The 15,308-nt window shown below is 70.6% G+C and carries 15 protein-coding genes; 6 read left to right on the top strand and 9 right to left on the bottom strand.

What is annotated here, in order from left to right; genetic code table 11:
* Positions 1-190 precede the first annotated feature (190 nt).
* The 4 genes from AB0H32_RS08890 to AB0H32_RS08875 all read right to left on the bottom strand — a co-directional run bounded on the left by AB0H32_RS08890 (position 191) and on the right by AB0H32_RS08875 (position 5,280).
* Positions 191-1,732, bottom strand: coding sequence for a substrate-binding domain-containing protein (locus tag AB0H32_RS08890; RefSeq protein WP_361116591.1), 1,542 nt, complete (start codon positions 1,730-1,732; stop codon positions 191-193).
* 128 nt (positions 1,733-1,860) lie between these two features.
* Positions 1,861-4,107 (bottom strand): serine/threonine-protein kinase, encoded by a 2,247-nt coding sequence (locus tag AB0H32_RS08885; protein ID WP_361116468.1) that lies wholly within the window; start codon positions 4,105-4,107, stop codon positions 1,861-1,863.
* A 79-nt stretch (positions 4,108-4,186) separates the two neighbouring features.
* Positions 4,187-4,654 carry a helix-turn-helix domain-containing protein gene (locus AB0H32_RS08880; protein WP_361116465.1) on the bottom strand — a complete coding sequence of 156 codons (468 nt, stop codon included), beginning with the start codon at positions 4,652-4,654 and terminating at the stop codon, positions 4,187-4,189.
* A complete protein-coding gene (locus AB0H32_RS08875; RefSeq protein ID WP_361116589.1) occupies positions 4,651-5,280 on the bottom strand; it encodes a DJ-1/PfpI family protein in 630 nt (209 codons plus the stop codon). Before AB0H32_RS08875 ends, AB0H32_RS08880 begins: the two co-directional genes overlap by 4 nt.
* Before the next feature lie 157 nt (positions 5,281-5,437).
* Here AB0H32_RS08875 and AB0H32_RS08870 point away from each other — a divergent pair, with 157 nt between their 5' ends.
* The 3 genes from AB0H32_RS08870 (at position 5,438) to AB0H32_RS08860 (ending at position 8,407) form a co-directional block, all read left to right on the top strand.
* Positions 5,438-6,793 (top strand): aspartate aminotransferase family protein, encoded by a 1,356-nt coding sequence (locus AB0H32_RS08870; protein WP_361116462.1) that lies wholly within the window; start codon positions 5,438-5,440, stop codon positions 6,791-6,793.
* A gap of 111 nt (positions 6,794-6,904) precedes the next feature.
* A complete protein-coding gene (locus tag AB0H32_RS08865) occupies positions 6,905-7,597 on the top strand; it encodes a GntR family transcriptional regulator (RefSeq protein ID WP_361116459.1) in 693 nt (230 codons plus the stop codon).
* A 159-nt stretch (positions 7,598-7,756) separates the two neighbouring features.
* On the top strand, positions 7,757-8,407 hold the full coding sequence (locus AB0H32_RS08860; protein WP_361116456.1) for a hypothetical protein: 651 nt from the start codon (positions 7,757-7,759) through the stop codon (positions 8,405-8,407).
* Here AB0H32_RS08860 and AB0H32_RS08855 read toward each other — a convergent pair.
* Positions 8,400-8,792: a hypothetical protein gene (locus AB0H32_RS08855; protein WP_361116453.1), complete on the bottom strand. Its 393-nt coding sequence runs from the start codon at positions 8,790-8,792 to the stop codon at positions 8,400-8,402. The genes AB0H32_RS08860 and AB0H32_RS08855 overlap by 8 nt on opposite strands.
* A 125-nt stretch (positions 8,793-8,917) precedes the next feature.
* Here AB0H32_RS08855 and AB0H32_RS08850 point away from each other — a divergent pair, with 125 nt between their 5' ends.
* Together AB0H32_RS08850 and AB0H32_RS08845 are read left to right on the top strand one after the other, a co-directional pair.
* Positions 8,918-9,760, top strand: a complete 843-nt coding sequence (locus tag AB0H32_RS08850; protein ID WP_361116586.1) for a helix-turn-helix transcriptional regulator — start codon at positions 8,918-8,920, stop codon at positions 9,758-9,760.
* Complete coding sequence (locus tag AB0H32_RS08845) at positions 9,757-9,996, top strand: DUF397 domain-containing protein (RefSeq protein ID WP_361116450.1); 240 nt, start codon at positions 9,757-9,759, stop codon at positions 9,994-9,996. Before AB0H32_RS08850 ends, AB0H32_RS08845 begins: the two co-directional genes overlap by 4 nt.
* On the opposite strand, the gene AB0H32_RS08840 is transcribed toward AB0H32_RS08845, so the two are convergent.
* From AB0H32_RS08840 to AB0H32_RS08825, 4 genes are all read right to left on the bottom strand, one after another.
* Positions 9,977-10,474, bottom strand: a complete 498-nt coding sequence (locus AB0H32_RS08840; RefSeq protein WP_361116447.1) for a hypothetical protein — start codon at positions 10,472-10,474, stop codon at positions 9,977-9,979. The genes AB0H32_RS08845 and AB0H32_RS08840 overlap by 20 nt on opposite strands.
* A 101-nt stretch (positions 10,475-10,575) precedes the next feature.
* Entirely contained in the window at positions 10,576-12,399 is a 1,824-nt protein-coding gene (locus AB0H32_RS08835) for a 5'-nucleotidase C-terminal domain-containing protein (RefSeq protein WP_361116444.1), read from the bottom strand.
* A 169-nt stretch (positions 12,400-12,568) separates the two neighbouring features.
* Positions 12,569-12,781 carry a hypothetical protein gene (locus tag AB0H32_RS08830; RefSeq protein WP_361116441.1) on the bottom strand — a complete coding sequence of 71 codons (213 nt, stop codon included), beginning with the start codon at positions 12,779-12,781 and terminating at the stop codon, positions 12,569-12,571.
* Positions 12,782-12,891: 110 nt separating this feature from the next.
* Positions 12,892-14,175: an adenylosuccinate synthase gene (locus AB0H32_RS08825; protein ID WP_361116438.1), complete on the bottom strand. Its 1,284-nt coding sequence runs from the start codon at positions 14,173-14,175 to the stop codon at positions 12,892-12,894.
* 196 nt (positions 14,176-14,371) lie between these two features.
* Here AB0H32_RS08825 and AB0H32_RS08820 point away from each other — a divergent pair, with 196 nt between their 5' ends.
* Positions 14,372-15,226 (top strand): diacylglycerol kinase, encoded by an 855-nt coding sequence (locus tag AB0H32_RS08820; protein WP_361116436.1) that lies wholly within the window; start codon positions 14,372-14,374, stop codon positions 15,224-15,226.
* Positions 15,227-15,308: the final 82 nt, after the last annotated feature.

Raw genomic sequence — 15,308 nt, 5'->3', positions numbered from 1 at the left:
CCGGCCACCACGGCCCCGCAGACAAAGGACGACCCCACAACTGGGCACGACGCCCCGGCAGCCAGCGGGACTGCAACCCCCCAGGGGCGCGGGGAACTGCGCGACCGGCCACCACGGCCCCGCGGGCGGCGGACGGCGGACCGGCGCAGACGAGTAGCCGTCGGCTCGCGCACAGTCGAGTAGCCGTCGGCTACGCGCACAGTTTCATGCCCTCCGGGGTCCAGCACGGCACATGCCCATGGGTGCGGATGATGTCCTGACCACCACCCCGCGCCAGGAACGTCAGGAAGCTGGAGGCCAGGGAGTCCGCGGGAGGCCGGCCGTAGGTGTACGCGTACTCGATCTCCCGGTACGGATAGGTGCTGCGACCGTGTTCGATGGCGTCCACCGAGGGAGCGTCGCCGTCGAGGCCGACGACGCGCAGCCCCTTCGCCCGCGCGGCCAGGTTGAGCTCGCTGTAGCCGACGGCGCCGGGCAGCTGCGCAACCTCGGCCAGCACCTGCCCCGTCGAGTCGAGTTCGCACCGGGTCACCGGCGCCGTCCGATAGTCCTTGTGGACGCAGTCGACGGAGGAGTTCGCCATCTCGCCCCGGCCCAGGACATGCCGCTGGAAGACCTGCCGGGTGCCGGAGTTGGCGTCCCGGCTGACCAGATGCACGGGCAGTGAACGGCCTCCCACCTGACGCCAGTTGGTGATCTCACCCCGGTACAGGCGCCGCACGTCGGCCGTCGAGAGGTTCTTCACGCCCACGTCGTCGTTCACGACGAGCGCGAAGACCGACAACGCGACCCGGTTCTCCCGGAGTTCGGGCATGTCCGTCGGCTTGGGACCGTCGGAGAGGGCCACGAGCGGCGGCGAGCCCTCCTCCTTCGCCTGGGCCCCGCTCGCGGCCAGCTCCCGTATCCCCGCGGTCGATCCGTGCGCGTCCACCGTGACGGACGAGCCCGCGCAGTCCTCCTCGTACTTCTTCGCGACCTCCTGCATCACCGGCTCGAACGCGGTGGATCCCGTGACCGTCAGCCGGCCCTTCGCGCAGCCGATCGGGGGCGGTGTGTCGTCGCGGGCCACGACGATCGCCGCCAGGGTCACCACGCACAGCGTCAGCATGATGGTGATGAGCCGGGACGCGCGGCTGAACAGCGGCGGCTTGTCGTCGGGCGTGGCGCTGCGGTTGGGGTGGACCTCGCCCTCCTTGATCCCGCCGACGATCCGGATGTCCCGGCCGACGTCCCCGCCGGACAGCAGCACGAGCAGCTTGAAGTGGTCCCCCTTGTTCAGCGGGACGCGCGGGATGTGCAGGGTGTTGCCTTCGTAGCCGAAGCCGCGCTCGGCGGTGAAGTGGTCCATCAGGTGGCCGGTGTCGGTCGGCTGGGTGACCGAGACACCGCGGACGGTACGGTCTGTGAACACCGCGGTCAGGCCGTGGGTTCCGGGGCTGGTGTAGTCGTCGCGGTCGATGCCGAGCGAGCCGTCGTTCTCGATGCGCAGCAGGACGAGTGTCGCGTCGCTCATGTCCGGCGCGCCGTCGAAGTCGAAGAGCAGCAGGCCGAACCGGCGGTTGGCCCGGCCCGAACGGACTTCGTCGCCTATGGGGTTGTCCATCTGCACGCGGTAGCCCACCCGCCTGCGGCGCGGCACCCGGCGCTCGTACCAGACCATGCCCGCGGACGCGGCGATGCCCAGCACCGCCGTGCCGACGGCGACGATGTTCTCCGCGCTCAGCCACTCCATGGGGTGCCCCCGCCACTGCCCGGAGTCGGATGGTGCGGTCACGGTACGTGCGAAGAAGGGGACGAACCGGACGCGTCCACCGAAGTTCGCCCAACGTTCAACTGCCCCGGCAGGAACGCGCGTTCATCTCATTGCTTGGTGTACGTCAGGCTCTCCCCGCCACTCTTCTTCGCACGCTTCAGAGTCCCGTCCGGCTGCAGCGTGATCTCGGTGGCCTCGCCCGGGGAGCAGGACGAGGCCGGCTCGCCGGAGGAGACCGTGGACGGCCCGATCTCCAACGGGCCTCTGCCGCCCGGCTGTTCGCTGAGCTTCGCCTCGAAGACGCAGTGGTACGTGCCGCCGCCGTCGGTGGGGCCGTCCGCGACGAGCGTGAGGACGGTGTCGCCGACCTTGCCCTGCTGGATGGTCAGTCGGCGGGTGTTGGACCCGTTGGAGTTGTCGATCGTGGTCTGCCAGGTGCCGAGGTAGGCGTCCGGGACCGCCCCGTCCGCGGGCGCGGAGGAGGAGGAGGAGGTCGGGGCGGGCGGCTGGGAGGTGCCGTCCGGCGCGGTCGCGCTGCTGGTCGGCTTGGGGCTGACCGTCCCGCCGGCCGTGCCCTGGCCGCCCCGCTTCATCAGTGCGTACACCGACCCGCCCGCGCCCAGCGCCACGACCAGCGCGATCACGACGAGCAGCGCGGTCGACCGTCCGTTCCTGCGCTCCGGATCCTGCGGAGCGCCGACCGGCGGCGGACCGTAGGGCGGGGTGGAGCCGAGCCCGCCGCCGTAGGGGTTGTACGACTGCTGCGGATAGCCGTAGGCGGCGGAAGAAGGCTGCGGCTGCTGCGGGTGTTGCTGTGGATGCTGCTGGGGCTGCTGGGGATAGCCGTACGGACCGGGCGTCCCGTACGCACCCGGCCCACCGGGCACGCCGTATCCGGGAGCGGGAGCGGGGGTGGCAGCGGGAGCGCCGGGAGGCGCGGCCGGCGGTGGAGCCTGCCCGGAGACCATGGTCGGGAGATGGTCGACGGGCCCGCCGCCGCTCTCGACCGGCCCCGGCCGCCCCGGATCCGCAGGCGCGGCCGGCGGCACGGGGACGTCGTCGGCGGCAGAAGCATGCTCCGGCGAGCCACCGGGCCCGCCCCCCTGCCGATGAACCCAGGCAGGCATGGGCACACCAGCCCCGTCCCCACCCGCACCTGCGGCCGGGAGGACAGGCCCACCCGCACCCGCACCCGCACCCGCACCCGCACCCGCACCCGCCGGAAACGCACCCGCACCCGCCGACGGCGCATGCGCCCCACCGGGGCCACCCGCACCCGACGACGAAGGCTGCACGGGTGGTGCGGGTGGGAACCCGGATCCGGCCGAAGGCCGGCTGCCCACCCCCGGACCCGCACCCGACGACGAACCCGCACCCCCACCCGGCGCCGAACCCGAGCCCCCACCCGGCGCCGCCCCCGAATCCGCACTGCCTTCCGGATCCTCGGTCTCCAGCAACTGCACCGCATGCCGCCCCAGCTGCGCCACCAGCGCGCCCGGCAGCCACGGATCCCGGGACCGTCCCCCGGCCACCGTGTCCTCCGCCCCCGTCCGCTCCAGGATCCGCTCCAGCGAAGGCCGCGCGGCGGGATCCTTCTTCAGGCACTCCCGCACCAGATCCGCAACGCCCTCCGGCACCCCTTCCAGATCGGGCTCCTCCTGGGCGATCCGGAACATCAGGGCGTGCACCCCGCTGTTGGCGCCCCCGAAGGGCAGGACACCGGTCGAGGCATAGGCGAGCACGGATCCGAGGCAGAAGACGTCGCACGCCGGCGTGATCCGGTCCCCCCGCACCTGCTCCGGCGCCATGAACCCTGGTGATCCCACCAGCGACCCGGTGCGGGTGAGCCCCTCCCCCGCCAGCGTCTCCATCGCCCGCGCGATCCCGAAGTCGATCACCCGCGGCCCGTCGATGGTCACCAGCACGTTCGACGGCTTCAGATCGCGGTGCACGATCCCCGCCGCGTGGATGTCCTTCAGCGCATGCGCGAGCCCGGCCGCAAGAATCCGGACCGAGCGCTCGGGCAGCGCCCCGTGATCGCGCCCGACGACCTGCTGCAGGCTCGGCCCGGCGACGTACCCGGTGGCCACCCAGGGCACTGCCGCCTCGGTGTCCGCGTCCAGCACGGGCGCGGTCCAGTACCCGCCGACCCGCTGCGCGGCCTGCACCTCCTGCCGGAACCGCGCCCGGAACTCCTCCTGCTCGGCCAGCTCCTGGCGGACCAGCTTCACGGCCACGGTGCGGCCCCGGTCCGACCGGGCCAGGTACACGTGCCCCATGCCGCCCGCACCCAGCCGCGCCAGCAGCCGGTACGCGCCAATGCGCTGCGGATCCCCCGGTCCCAGCTTCTCCATCCCCGCGCCGCCTTCCCCCCATAGGTCTGCAACGGACCGAGAATAGTGCGGTCGTGCGGGGAGTCGCGCGGAGCGGGCTCTACGGTTCCGTAACAGCGCCGTCCGGCGGCCCCACCTCGTCCAGGACCGCCGACAGCCGCTCCAGGAGCCGTACGGCCTCGGCGAGGTCGGTCTGCCCCATCGCCTCCGCCAGCCGGTCGGCGAAGGCCGCGTGCCCGGGGCCGATCCGCGCCACGGCCGCCCGCCCCTCCTGCGTGGGCGCGAGGAGCTTCGCCCGGCGGTGGGCCGGGTTCGGCCGGTACTCGGCGAGCCCCCGCCGCACCAGCAGGTCGGCGACGCGCTGCACGCTCTGCCGGGTGATGCCCATGACCCGCGCGATGCCCGCGACCGGCAGCGGCTCGGGCAGCACCGCCCCGAGCACCTGCCACCAGGCGGCGGTGAGCCCGGCGGGCCGGGCCAGCTCCTCGGCCACGGCCAGGAACTGCCCGTTGAGCCGGAAGACCCCGAGCGCACCGCGGCTGAGCAGGTCCTGGCGTTCCCGGCTCACCGGGCGGCCGACTGCTGCAGGACGGTGTAGGCCTGCGCGTCGGAGTCGTGGAAGAGCCGGTACCAGGCGTCCAGCGTCTCTCCCTCGTACACCCCCAGCAGCCGGAAGACCTCCCGGGCGAAGGCGACGGGATCGGTGGGCCCGGCGGTGATCAGGCCGCCGTCGGTCACTGCGTCGGCCTCGACGTAGCGGGCGAGGCCGCCGTAGCCGGTGGCGGACAGGAAGTAGGGGGTCGCACTGGTGTGGGCGCGGTCGTCGAGCAGGCCCTCGCGGGCGAGGCCCGCGGTGGCTCCGCAGATCGCGGCGACGGGTACACCCGCGTCGAGGAAGGCGCGGGCCGCGCGGGCGAAGGGGGCGAGACCCCCGGTCCCCGCCGCGGCAGCGGTCGGTTCCGGGGTCCAGAGTTCGGCGCCCGGAAGGATCAGGAGGGAGCTGTCCTCGGGGCGGAGGTCGGCGAGCGCCAGGTCGGGCTGGATCCGCAGGCCGCCGATGCTCGTGACCGGCTCGCGGTCGGGTCCGACCGTCACCACCCGGTGTCCGGCGCGGGCGAGGTACGCGGTCGTGTACCCCGTCTCCCAGTCGGCGAGGGTGTCGTAGACCGCCAGATGCACGGGCTTGCGCGTCATATCACTCATGACAGCAGGCTGTCACTACGACAGGATGCTGTCAATGAAACGCCGGTCACCCCGACCTCCCCCGTCGACAACCTGTCGCGGAATCCCCCCGTCCAAGGAACAAGACGCCGATGTCGCGTCCGCATCCCGGACATTTACGCTCGCCCGCATGACCCCTCAGCCCAACCCCGACGCCGGCGCCGCAGTGAAGGCCGCGGACCGCGCGCACGTCTTCCACTCCTGGTCCGCCCAGGACCTCATCGACCCGCTCGCCGTCGCCGGCGCCGAGGGGTCCTACTTCTGGGACTACGACGGCAAGCGGTACCTGGACTTCACCAGCGGGCTCGTCTTCACCAACATCGGCTACCAGCACCCCAAGGTCGTCGCCGCGATCCAGGAGCAGGCCGCGAAGATGACGACCTTCGCGCCCGCGTTCGCCGTCGAGGCGCGCTCGGAGGCCGCCCGGCTGATCGCCGAGCGGACCCCCGGCGACCTGGACAAGATCTTCTTCACCAACGGCGGCGCGGACGCCGTCGAGCACGCCCTTCGCATGGCCCGTCTGCACACGGGCCGCCCGAAGGTGCTCTCGGCGTACCGCTCGTACCACGGCGGCACCCAGCAGGCGATCAACGTCACCGGTGACCCGCGCCGCTGGGCCTCCGACAGCGCCGCCGCCGGTGTCGTCCACTTCTGGGCGCCCTTCCTCTACCGCTCCCGCTTCTACTCCGAGACCGAGGAGCAGGAGACCGCGCGGGCCCTGGAGCACCTGGAGACGACGATCGCCTTCGAGGGGCCGGCGACGGTCGCGGCGATCATCCTGGAGACCGTGCCCGGCACCGCCGGGATCATGGTGCCGCCGCCGGGCTATCTGGCCGGGGTCCGCGAGATCTGCGACAAGTACGGCATCGTCTTCGTCCTGGACGAGGTCATGGCCGGGTTCGGGCGGACCGGTGAGTGGTTCGCGGCCGGTCTGTTCGACGTCGTCCCGGACCTGATGACCTTCGCCAAGGGCGTGAACTCGGGGTACGTCCCGCTCGGCGGTGTCGCCATCTCCCAGAAGATCGCCGAGACCTTCGGCAAGCGCCCCTACCCCGGCGGTCTCACCTACTCCGGGCACCCGCTGGCCTGCGCCGCCGCCGTCGCCACGATCAACGTGATGGAGGAGGAGGGCGTCGTCGAGAACGCCAGGCGGCTCGGGGAGAGCGTCGTCGGGCCCGCCCTCGCCGAGCTGGCCGAGCGGCACCCGAGCGTCGGCGAGGTCCGCGGTGTCGGCATGTTCTGGGCGCTGGACCTGGTGAAGAACCGGGAGACCCGGGAGCCGCTGGTGCCGTACAACGCGGCGGGCGAGGCGAACGCCCCCATGGCCGCGTTCGGCGCCGCCGCCAAGCAGCACGGTCTGTGGCCCTTCATCAACATGAACCGGACGCACGTCGTCCCGCCGTGCAACGTGACGGAGGCCGAGCTGAAGGAGGGCCTCGCGGCCCTGGACGCGGCGCTGGGCGTCGCCGACGCGTACACCGCGTAGCCGAACCGCAGCTGCCGCCCCGGCAGTGCGAACGCGTAAGGTGACGTGCTCGTAAGAGATGGCGAGTATGTGCGAGTACGTCACCCGTACGCGTGAGGAGAGGTCCGGACGATGCCCGGCAACGGCACCGTGATGCGCAGCACCCTGCGCCAGCAGATCGCGGATGCGCTGCGTGACGAGGTGCTGGCCGGACGTCTGCAGCCGGGCCGGGCGTTCACGGTCAAGGAGATCGCCGACCAGTACGGCGTCTCGGCCACCCCGGTCCGCGAGGCGCTGGTCGACCTGTCCGCGCAGGGCATCCTGGAGGCCGACCAGCACCGGGGCTTCCGCGTCCCCGAGTACACCCTCGCCGACTACCGGGCCATGATCGAGGCCCGCAGCCTGGTCACCGACGGCATGTTCCAGGCCCTCGCGACCGGCCACAAGGTCTTCGCAGGCGCCGAGGACCCGCGGACCGCGGCGGCCCTGACGACCGTGCGCAGGCGCGGCGAGGAGGCCCAGCGGGCCGCGGCGGCCGGTGACCTCACCGTGCTCATCGGCTACGACCTCCGTTTCTGGCGCGAGCTGAGCGGCCTGTTCGGCAACCCCTACCTCGCCGACTTCCTGCACCGGCTGCGGGTGCAGTCCTGGGTGTGCGCGGTCCAGCACCTGCGCCGCCTGCCCGACGTCCGCGGCCGCCTGTGGTCCGGCCACACCGACCTGGTCGACGCCCTGGCCCGCCGCGAGACGGAGACGGCCCGCGCGATCGTGGCCACCGCCAACGCCCACTCCCTGGCGCTGGTCGAACAGCTGGCGGCGGAATGACCGCCCCGGTCGACCCGTCCGCATCTGGGTATGGGACCTGCACCGGGGAAGCCGAGACCGTGCACAGGGGGAGCTGAGCCCACCCCCCACCGATTACCCTTCCCTGACCACCTGCTGCCGTGCGTGGATCGCGCGCCCGCCGATGCGAGGAGTTCTCTTTTGGCCTGTGACCTGTGGCTGGTACCGCTCGTGGACGTGTTGTGCCACACCCCGGACAACCCGTTCGCAGAGGAACTCGCGCACTACAACAACGCGCTGACCACGGCCGGTCTCCCGCCGGTGCCGGTGTACCAGTACATGCCGGGCCTGTCCGGCGACGTCGCCCCGGTGGCCGGCTTCGACTACGACGCGCTGCACTTCCTGCGCCGCGTCTATCTGCTCCAGGTGTGCGGGCTGCCGGTGACCCCGGTCGACGAACTCGGGGGCGACTACGAGCAGCTGCTGGAGATGTTCGAGTCCACGGCCAAGCAGTCCCACCTGGTCTGGCACTACGACCACGCGGGCGCCTACGTCCCCGTGGACTTCCCGCACCCGCTGGAGAACGAGGACCTCCTCGCCGGCGGCGGCCCCCTCGGCTCCGCGCAGACGCTGCTGCGGGAACTGGAGTACGTGGCCCCGTCGATCGGCATCGATCCGGCCAACCCCCCGGCCGCCCCCGAACCCCCCTCCGCCCCCACGGAGTTGGAGGAGCCGGCCGTCCCGGGCCCCTACGACCCCAGCCCCTTCGCCCGCGAGCGGCACGTATGGCTCGGTCTGCACGCGGCGGCGACGCGGTCCCTGGCGCAGGGGTCGATGATCGTCTTCAGCTGAGGGCGTTGCGCAACAGGAGCGTGTGCACCAGACGGCCGGGGCCGGTGGGGGGATGGCGCCAGCTCAGCGGCCAGGTCTGTCCGCCGAGCGCAGGCACCGGGATGTAGCTGACCCGGTACGGCCCGCTGGTCAGCCTGGTGACGTCGTCCGGCCACGAGTGGTGGGCGGTACTCCCCGGCGCCACGAGGAAGTAGACACAGCACCGCCCGCTGCCGGACTCCACGACGGGCCCGGGACTGCCGCCGGTCATCCGCGAGAGCCGGTCGGCGACGTCCCGCCCGTGATCCCCGTCGAGCCGTACCGCGTCGAATTGGATCCCTGCCTTGCGGAGTTGGATGCCGGTGGCGGGAATCCATTCCAGGGCTGGGTGACTTTCCGTATTCATGCGACCAGTGTCAGTGGCGGCCGCTACCTTCTTCCATAACTCTCCGTCGACCCTTCGAGACGGTCGGGAGTCGATGGGGAGTGTCGATGAACGGTTGAGTTCGGTTGAGTCCGGGGGTGACCGCAATGGCGCGGGCGGAGAACAAGGTGGAGGCGGGCGGCACGGCACATCTCGTCGCTGCCCTGGCGAAGGCACTGCGTGAGCAACAGAAGCTGACACAGGAGGAGTTGGGCAAGCGGATCGGCTACACCGCCTCCGCAATCAGCGCGATGGAGACTTGTGCGCAGCCCGCCAGCGACAAGATGCTGGTGGGGTTGGAGGAGCAGATCGGGGGCGGGCTGGGGGTCTTCGACAAAGCCCGCAAGTTCATCCTGCTCGACAAGTACCCACCGCAGTTCAAGAACTTCGCGTTGATGGAGGCGGAGGCGGTCTCGTTGGCGTCGTATCAGACATTCGTGGTCAACGGTCTGTACCAGACTCCGGAGTACGCGCGAGCACTGATCGGCGGCGGATTCCCCAAGCTGCCCGAGGAGAAAGTGGAAGAACTGGTCGAGGCTCGTATCGCTCGGAGAGCACTCTTCGACCGCACGAACCCAACGCCCATGCTTGAACTGATCCTGGACGAATCGGCGCTACGACGGCCGATCGGAAGCTGGGAGGTGCTGCGGGGACAACTGCGCTCGCTCGCAGAGGACGCCGAACGCGACAACGTCAGCGTCCAAGTGATGTCGATGGAGCGCGGGTTGAAGGGAAACCACGCAGGTACCCGAGGCGACATGGTCCTCGTGGTGACGAAGGAACACCACCACGTGGTCTACCTGGAGACCGAGGACGAGAGCGCACTGGTCAGCGATCCCGTAAAGGTAGCTAACCTCACGCACCGGTATGCAAAGATCCGATCACAGGCTTTGAGCCCGGAAGACTCGCTGAGCCTCATCCGGAAGTTGGCAGGAGACGAGCGGACATGACCAGCACCCTGCAGTGGTTCAAGTCGAGCTACAGCAATGACAGTGGCGGCGAGTGCCTCGAAACCGCCTACACCTGGCGCAAGTCCTCCTACAGCGATGCCAGCGGCGGCAACTGCGTCGAAATAGCCCCCTGCCCCCAAACCATCCACGTCCGGGACTCCAAGACCCCCGACGGTCCCCTTCTCGCCGTCTCCCCCGCGGCCTGGGCCGGCTTCCTCACCCACGCCGCGAAGTAACCCCGTTCCGCTTCGCGTACGACCAGGTGACCGCCGTCAGCAGGGGCGGGACTGCGAGGAGAGGTGCGTACGCGAAGGCCCAGACCACGCGGGGCGTACCGCTCGCCAAGTAGGTGTCGCTGTCCACAGTGAGGGCGACCACCACCTGCCACACCGCGACCAGGATCAGCACGCCCGAGGCCGTCCAGGCGAGCCCGGCCAGCACACGGGGCCTCAGCGGCCGCCACCGCTCAGCGATCAGCAGCAGCGGGAGCAACGCGGCCAGCTCGGCGACGACGGACAGGCCGACGACGTAGGCGATGCCCCAGCCCGGTATGTCGTAGACGTCGCGCAGGACCCTGTCGCTGTAGCCCACGTAGAGGCCGGACGCCATGGCCAGGCGCCACAGGCCGGAGGGCGCCGCGCACCAGGCGATGGCGTGGGCGGCGCGGCGGGCCCAGGCGGGGGCGGGAGGCGGGGCGGCAGTCACTGTGGTCATGCCGTACAGCCTGGCCCGGGGCCCGGTGGCCGCGCGTCGTCCCCGCGGCCGGGCATCCTCCGCCGGACGGCGGAGGATGCCCCTGCTGCGGAAGGAGCGTCTTAGAACACCGGCGTTCCGGCCTGGGTCAGCTTCCAGTTGGTGACCGCGAAGTCGGCCGGGTCGAGGCTCTTCTTCGCCGTCACGTAGTCGATCATCAGCTGGCGGATCTCGTTGGTCGAGCTGTAGGCGATCGGCGCCGCGGCGATGTGCGGGTAGCCCGAGCCGCCGTTGGCCCGGTAGTTGTTGACGGCCACGACGAAGACCTGGTCGTCGGCGACCGGGGCGCCGTTGTAGGTGAGGTTCTTGATCCGGGAGCCCTCGGCCTGCGCGATGTCGATGTCGTAGGAGACACCCGCCGCCGTGTCGTACATGTAGTCCCAGAAGTTGTTGGCGTTGGTGAGGGTCGCGGTGTCGACCTTCGTGCCGGCCGGGACCTGGTGGTAGTACTTCGCCCCGTACTCCAGGTAGTCCTTGAGCTGGGCGCCCGTCAGCTTCTTGCCGTACAGGGTGTTGTCGTAGATGTAGAGCCCGGCGATGTCCTTGATGGTGACGTTGCCCTTGGGGATGTCCGCGGTGCGGCTGAAGGGCGCGGCGACGGAGATCAGCGGGAGCGCGGCGTCCACCGCGGACAGGCCGGTCTTCACCGTGTCCATCTGGACCTTGTGGATGAAGTCCATGATCGGCACGTCCTTCCAGCAGGAGTCGGCCGCCGAGAGGTCCTCGGTGCAGGTGCCGACCGCCGTGTTGACGTACTTCACGACCAGCTGGTGGTCGGCCTCCAGGAGCTTCTTGATCTCCGGGTCCTCGTCCACCGTGTTGGGGTTGAGGGTCTGGGCCGTCTTGCTTGTGACCTTCCACTGGCCGTGGTGCAGTTCGAGCTCGAAGTCGAAGACGCTCAGGCGGTAGCCCCAGCAGTACGGCTCGGAGAGGAGGACCTCCTCGCCGGTCTCCTCGTTCTTCACCGTGTACGAGGGGACCTCGACGTGGGTGTGGCCGACGAGGATCGCGTCGATGCCGGGCACCTGCTCGGCGACGAGGTTCGAGGCGTTCTCGACGTACGGCAGTTCGTCGCCGTAGGAGGAGGAGCCGTCCAGGCCGGAGTGGTCGGTGAGGAAGACGACGTCGCAGCCGAGGGCGCGCAGCCGGGGCACGTACTTCTTGGCCTGCTCGACCAGCCCGGGGAAGACCATCTTCCCGCTGACGTTGTCCTTGTCCCACAGGGCGATACCGGGGTTGGTGAGGCCGAGGATGCCGACCTTGATGTCGGGCGCGCCCGGCACGCAGATCCGCTTCACGGTGTACGGCTGGAAGGCGGGGCGCAGGGTCTTCGCGTCGAGGGCGTTCGCGCCGAGCAGCGGGAAGTGACACTGGCTCTCGAACTTGCGCAGCGTGTCGATGCCGTAGTTGAACTCGTGGTTGCCGAGGGCCGCGGCGTCGTAGCGCATGTGGTTCATGGCGACGGCCATCGGGTGCTTGGGGCCGCGCTTGCCGTCGGTGCCGGTGATCGGGTCGACGCGGGCGAAGTAGTAGGCCAGGGAGGTGCCCTGGATGATGTCGCCGGCGTCGACCAGCAGGACGCGGTGCTCGCCCTTCGCCTCGCGCTGCTGCTTGATGAGGGTGGCCACCCGGGCGACACCGACGGAGTTGCCCGCCTTGTCGGAGTAGGCGGCGTCCTTGTAGTAGTCCCAGTCGAAGACGTGGCTGTGCAGGTCGGTGGTGCCCAGGATGGAGAACGACCAGGTGCGCGGCGCCTTTTCGGGCCGGTGACCGGCGTCCGCGGCCTCGGCCGTGCCGCTGCCGACGGTTCCGGCGGCGGCCACGGCGGCGCCGGTGACGGCCGACTTCTGCAGGAAGGCGCGGCGGTTGAGGGGATGGACGGGCATAAAAGGCTCCCGGAGGCTGGAGTTGGCGCGGGCAAATGGGCGTAGATGCGGCGGCTACCCGCGTAGATCGTGCTCGCGCCCGCCAGCGGCGGAAACCAGGAACAGACCATGTCCAGGTCAAGGATGGGTCAGGAAGAAGCTCATGAGACGCCAGGGTTAACCGGGCGTGTCAGGGACGTCCGATGATCCTGATCTGCGGCGGCCACAGCACGCTGCTCGCCACCAGCAGCGACGGCCCGAGATGGATCGGGCACACATGCAGCGGCGGCCGGTCGTACCGGGCGACCTCGAAGACGGCGGGGTCGGAGCAGTCCGTACCGGCGGGCCGGCCGCCGTCACCGCCGTACGGCCCCCGGCACTGTGCCTCGCGGTGGATGCTCATACCTCGATTGCACCGCGCGCCACACAGGACCGCCCGCCGATCACGCCCCTCAGGGCGCAGCGGCGGGCGGCCGAAGCGGGCGGCGCGAGCTGCGCCCGCGGTCCAGCGGTCTACAGGAACGAGTTGATCTCGATCGTCTCGTCCCGGCCCGGGCCCACGCCGATCGCGGAGATCGGGGCGCCGGACATCTCCTCCAGCGCCTTGACGTAGTTCTGGGCGTTCTTCGGCAGGTCGGAGAAGGACTTCGCCTTGGTGATGTCCTCGGACCAGCCCGGGAGGGTCTCGTAGACCGGCTTCGCGTGGTGGAAGTCGGTCTGCGAGTAGGGCAGCTCCTCGACGCGCTTGCCGTCGATCTCGTACGCCACGCACACCGGGATCTGCTCCCAGCCGGTGAGGACGTCCAGCTTGGTGAGGAAGAAGTCGGTCAGGCCGTTCACGCGGGTCGCGTAGCGGGCGATGACCGCGTCGAACCAGCCGCAGCGGCGGTCACGGCCGGTCGTCACGCCCCGCTCGCCGCCGATGCGGCGCAGCGCCTCGCCGTCCTCGTCGAACAGCTCGGTCGGGAAGGGGCCGGCGCCGACGCGGGTCGTGTACGCCTTGAGGATGCCGATGACCCGGCCGATCTTCGTCGGGCCCACACCGGCGCCCGTGCAGGCACCGCCCGCGGTCGGGTTCGAGGAGGTGACGAAGGGGTACGTGCCGTGGTCGATGTCCAGGAGGGTGCCCTGGCCGCCCTCGAACAGGACGACCTTGTCGTCCTCCAGTGCCTGGTTCAGGACCAGCACGGTGTCGGTGACGTACGGCTTGATCTGCTCGGCGTAGCCCAGCAGCTCCTCGACCACCTGGTCGGCGGCGATCGCGCGCCGGTTGTAGAGCTTGGTGAGGAGCTGGTTCTTGACGTCGAGGGCCGCCTCGACCTTCTGCAGCAGGATCGACTCGTCGTAGAGGTCCTGGACCCGGATGCCGACGCGGTTGATCTTGTCCGCGTAGGTCGGGCCGATGCCGCGGCCGGTCGTACCGATCTTGCGCTTGCCGAGGAAGCGTTCCGTCACCTTGTCGACGGTCACGTTGTACGGCGTGATGATGTGCGCGTTACCGCTGATCAGGAGCTTGGACGTGTCGACGCCACGCGCGTTCAGACCGCTCAGCTCGGAGAGCAGGACCGAGGGGTCGACGACGACACCGTTACCGATGACCGGCGTACAACCGGGCGAGAGGATTCCGGAAGGGAGGAGGTGGAGTGCATACTTCTGGTCGCCGACGACCACCGTGTGGCCGGCATTGTTGCCACCTTGGTATCGCACTACATAGTCCACCGAGCCACCGAGCAGGTCGGTGGCCTTCCCCTTGCCTTCGTCACCCCACTGAGCACCGAGCAGCACAAGTGCGGGCACGCGCGTACACCCCTTCCGGGCGGGGCATGTCCAAGGTCAGGGGCGTGGGCGTAAGGTCACCGCCGCACACCACTGCGACCGTCGTTGGCCGCACAACCGTCGGACCGGATGCCCCGGAATAGACGAAGCCCCTGGCGCAATAGCGCAAGGGGCTCTTGCACAAAGATGCTACCCGAGGAAGCGAGGCAGGACCGAGGTGGCGACCTTCGCGACGTCCGATCAGCTGCTGGTGATCATCGATCCGGCGGCACGACAGACGGACGGCGAGTCCGTACGGATCGCGAAAGACGTGCTCAGCGCGGGTGCGACCACCAAGGTCTGTCTGCCGGAGGGGCCCGAGGAATTTGCCCGGGCGCTCGGCCGGCGAGGGTCCCGGCGCCCGGTCGTGGTCGGCGACGACCGGGCGCTGGTCCGCACGGTGACCCTGCTGCACCGGCACCGGGAGCTGGCCGGATGTGCCCTGTCGGTGGTGCCGGTCGGCACCACGGCCCTGGCGGAGTCCCTCGGCGTGCCTGCGGGTGCGGTGGCGGCGGCGCGGGCCGTGCTGGAGGGGGCCGAGCGGCGCCTGGACCTGCTGGTCGACGACAGCGACGGGGTGGTGCTGAGCGGGCTGGGCATTCCGCCGGCGCCGGTGCGGGCGGCTGCCGCCGCCGAACCGGTGAGCGTCGCCCCGGGGCGGCCGTGGCTGCGCACGACGTACCGCTCCCTGGTCCGCACCCTGGCCCCCCGTCCGACCCGTCTCGCGTCCGTACCGGCCCCGGGGCCCTCCCGGCTGAGGGTGGAGGTCGACGGGACGACGGTGGTCGACCTGGACCAGCCGGTGGAGTCGGTATCGGTGACACCGGGCGCGGCGGGCGTGGCGGAGATCGAGGTGCGGCCGCTGGCGCTGGGCGCGGAGGCGACGCCGCTGCAGGCCTCGGGCCGCAGTGTGACGGTGGCCGGGACGGACTTCCGGTACCGGGCGGACGCCCTGGTTACGGGGCCCGTACGGCGCCGGACCTGGACCGTGCGCGAGGCCGCCTGGGCCCTGACCCTGCCCGTCCATGTGTGACCGCACCGACCCCCTAAAGGTCTGGTGACAAATATTTAACCGCGCCGACCCCTTGAGGGACCGGTTCTTCCTCCACCATCCT

The sequence above is a fragment of the Streptomyces sp. NPDC020362 genome, from assembly GCF_040642095.1.
In the GTDB taxonomy this organism is placed as follows: domain Bacteria; phylum Actinomycetota; class Actinomycetes; order Streptomycetales; family Streptomycetaceae; genus Streptomyces.
This window is presented reverse-complemented; position numbering and strand designations above follow the sequence as displayed.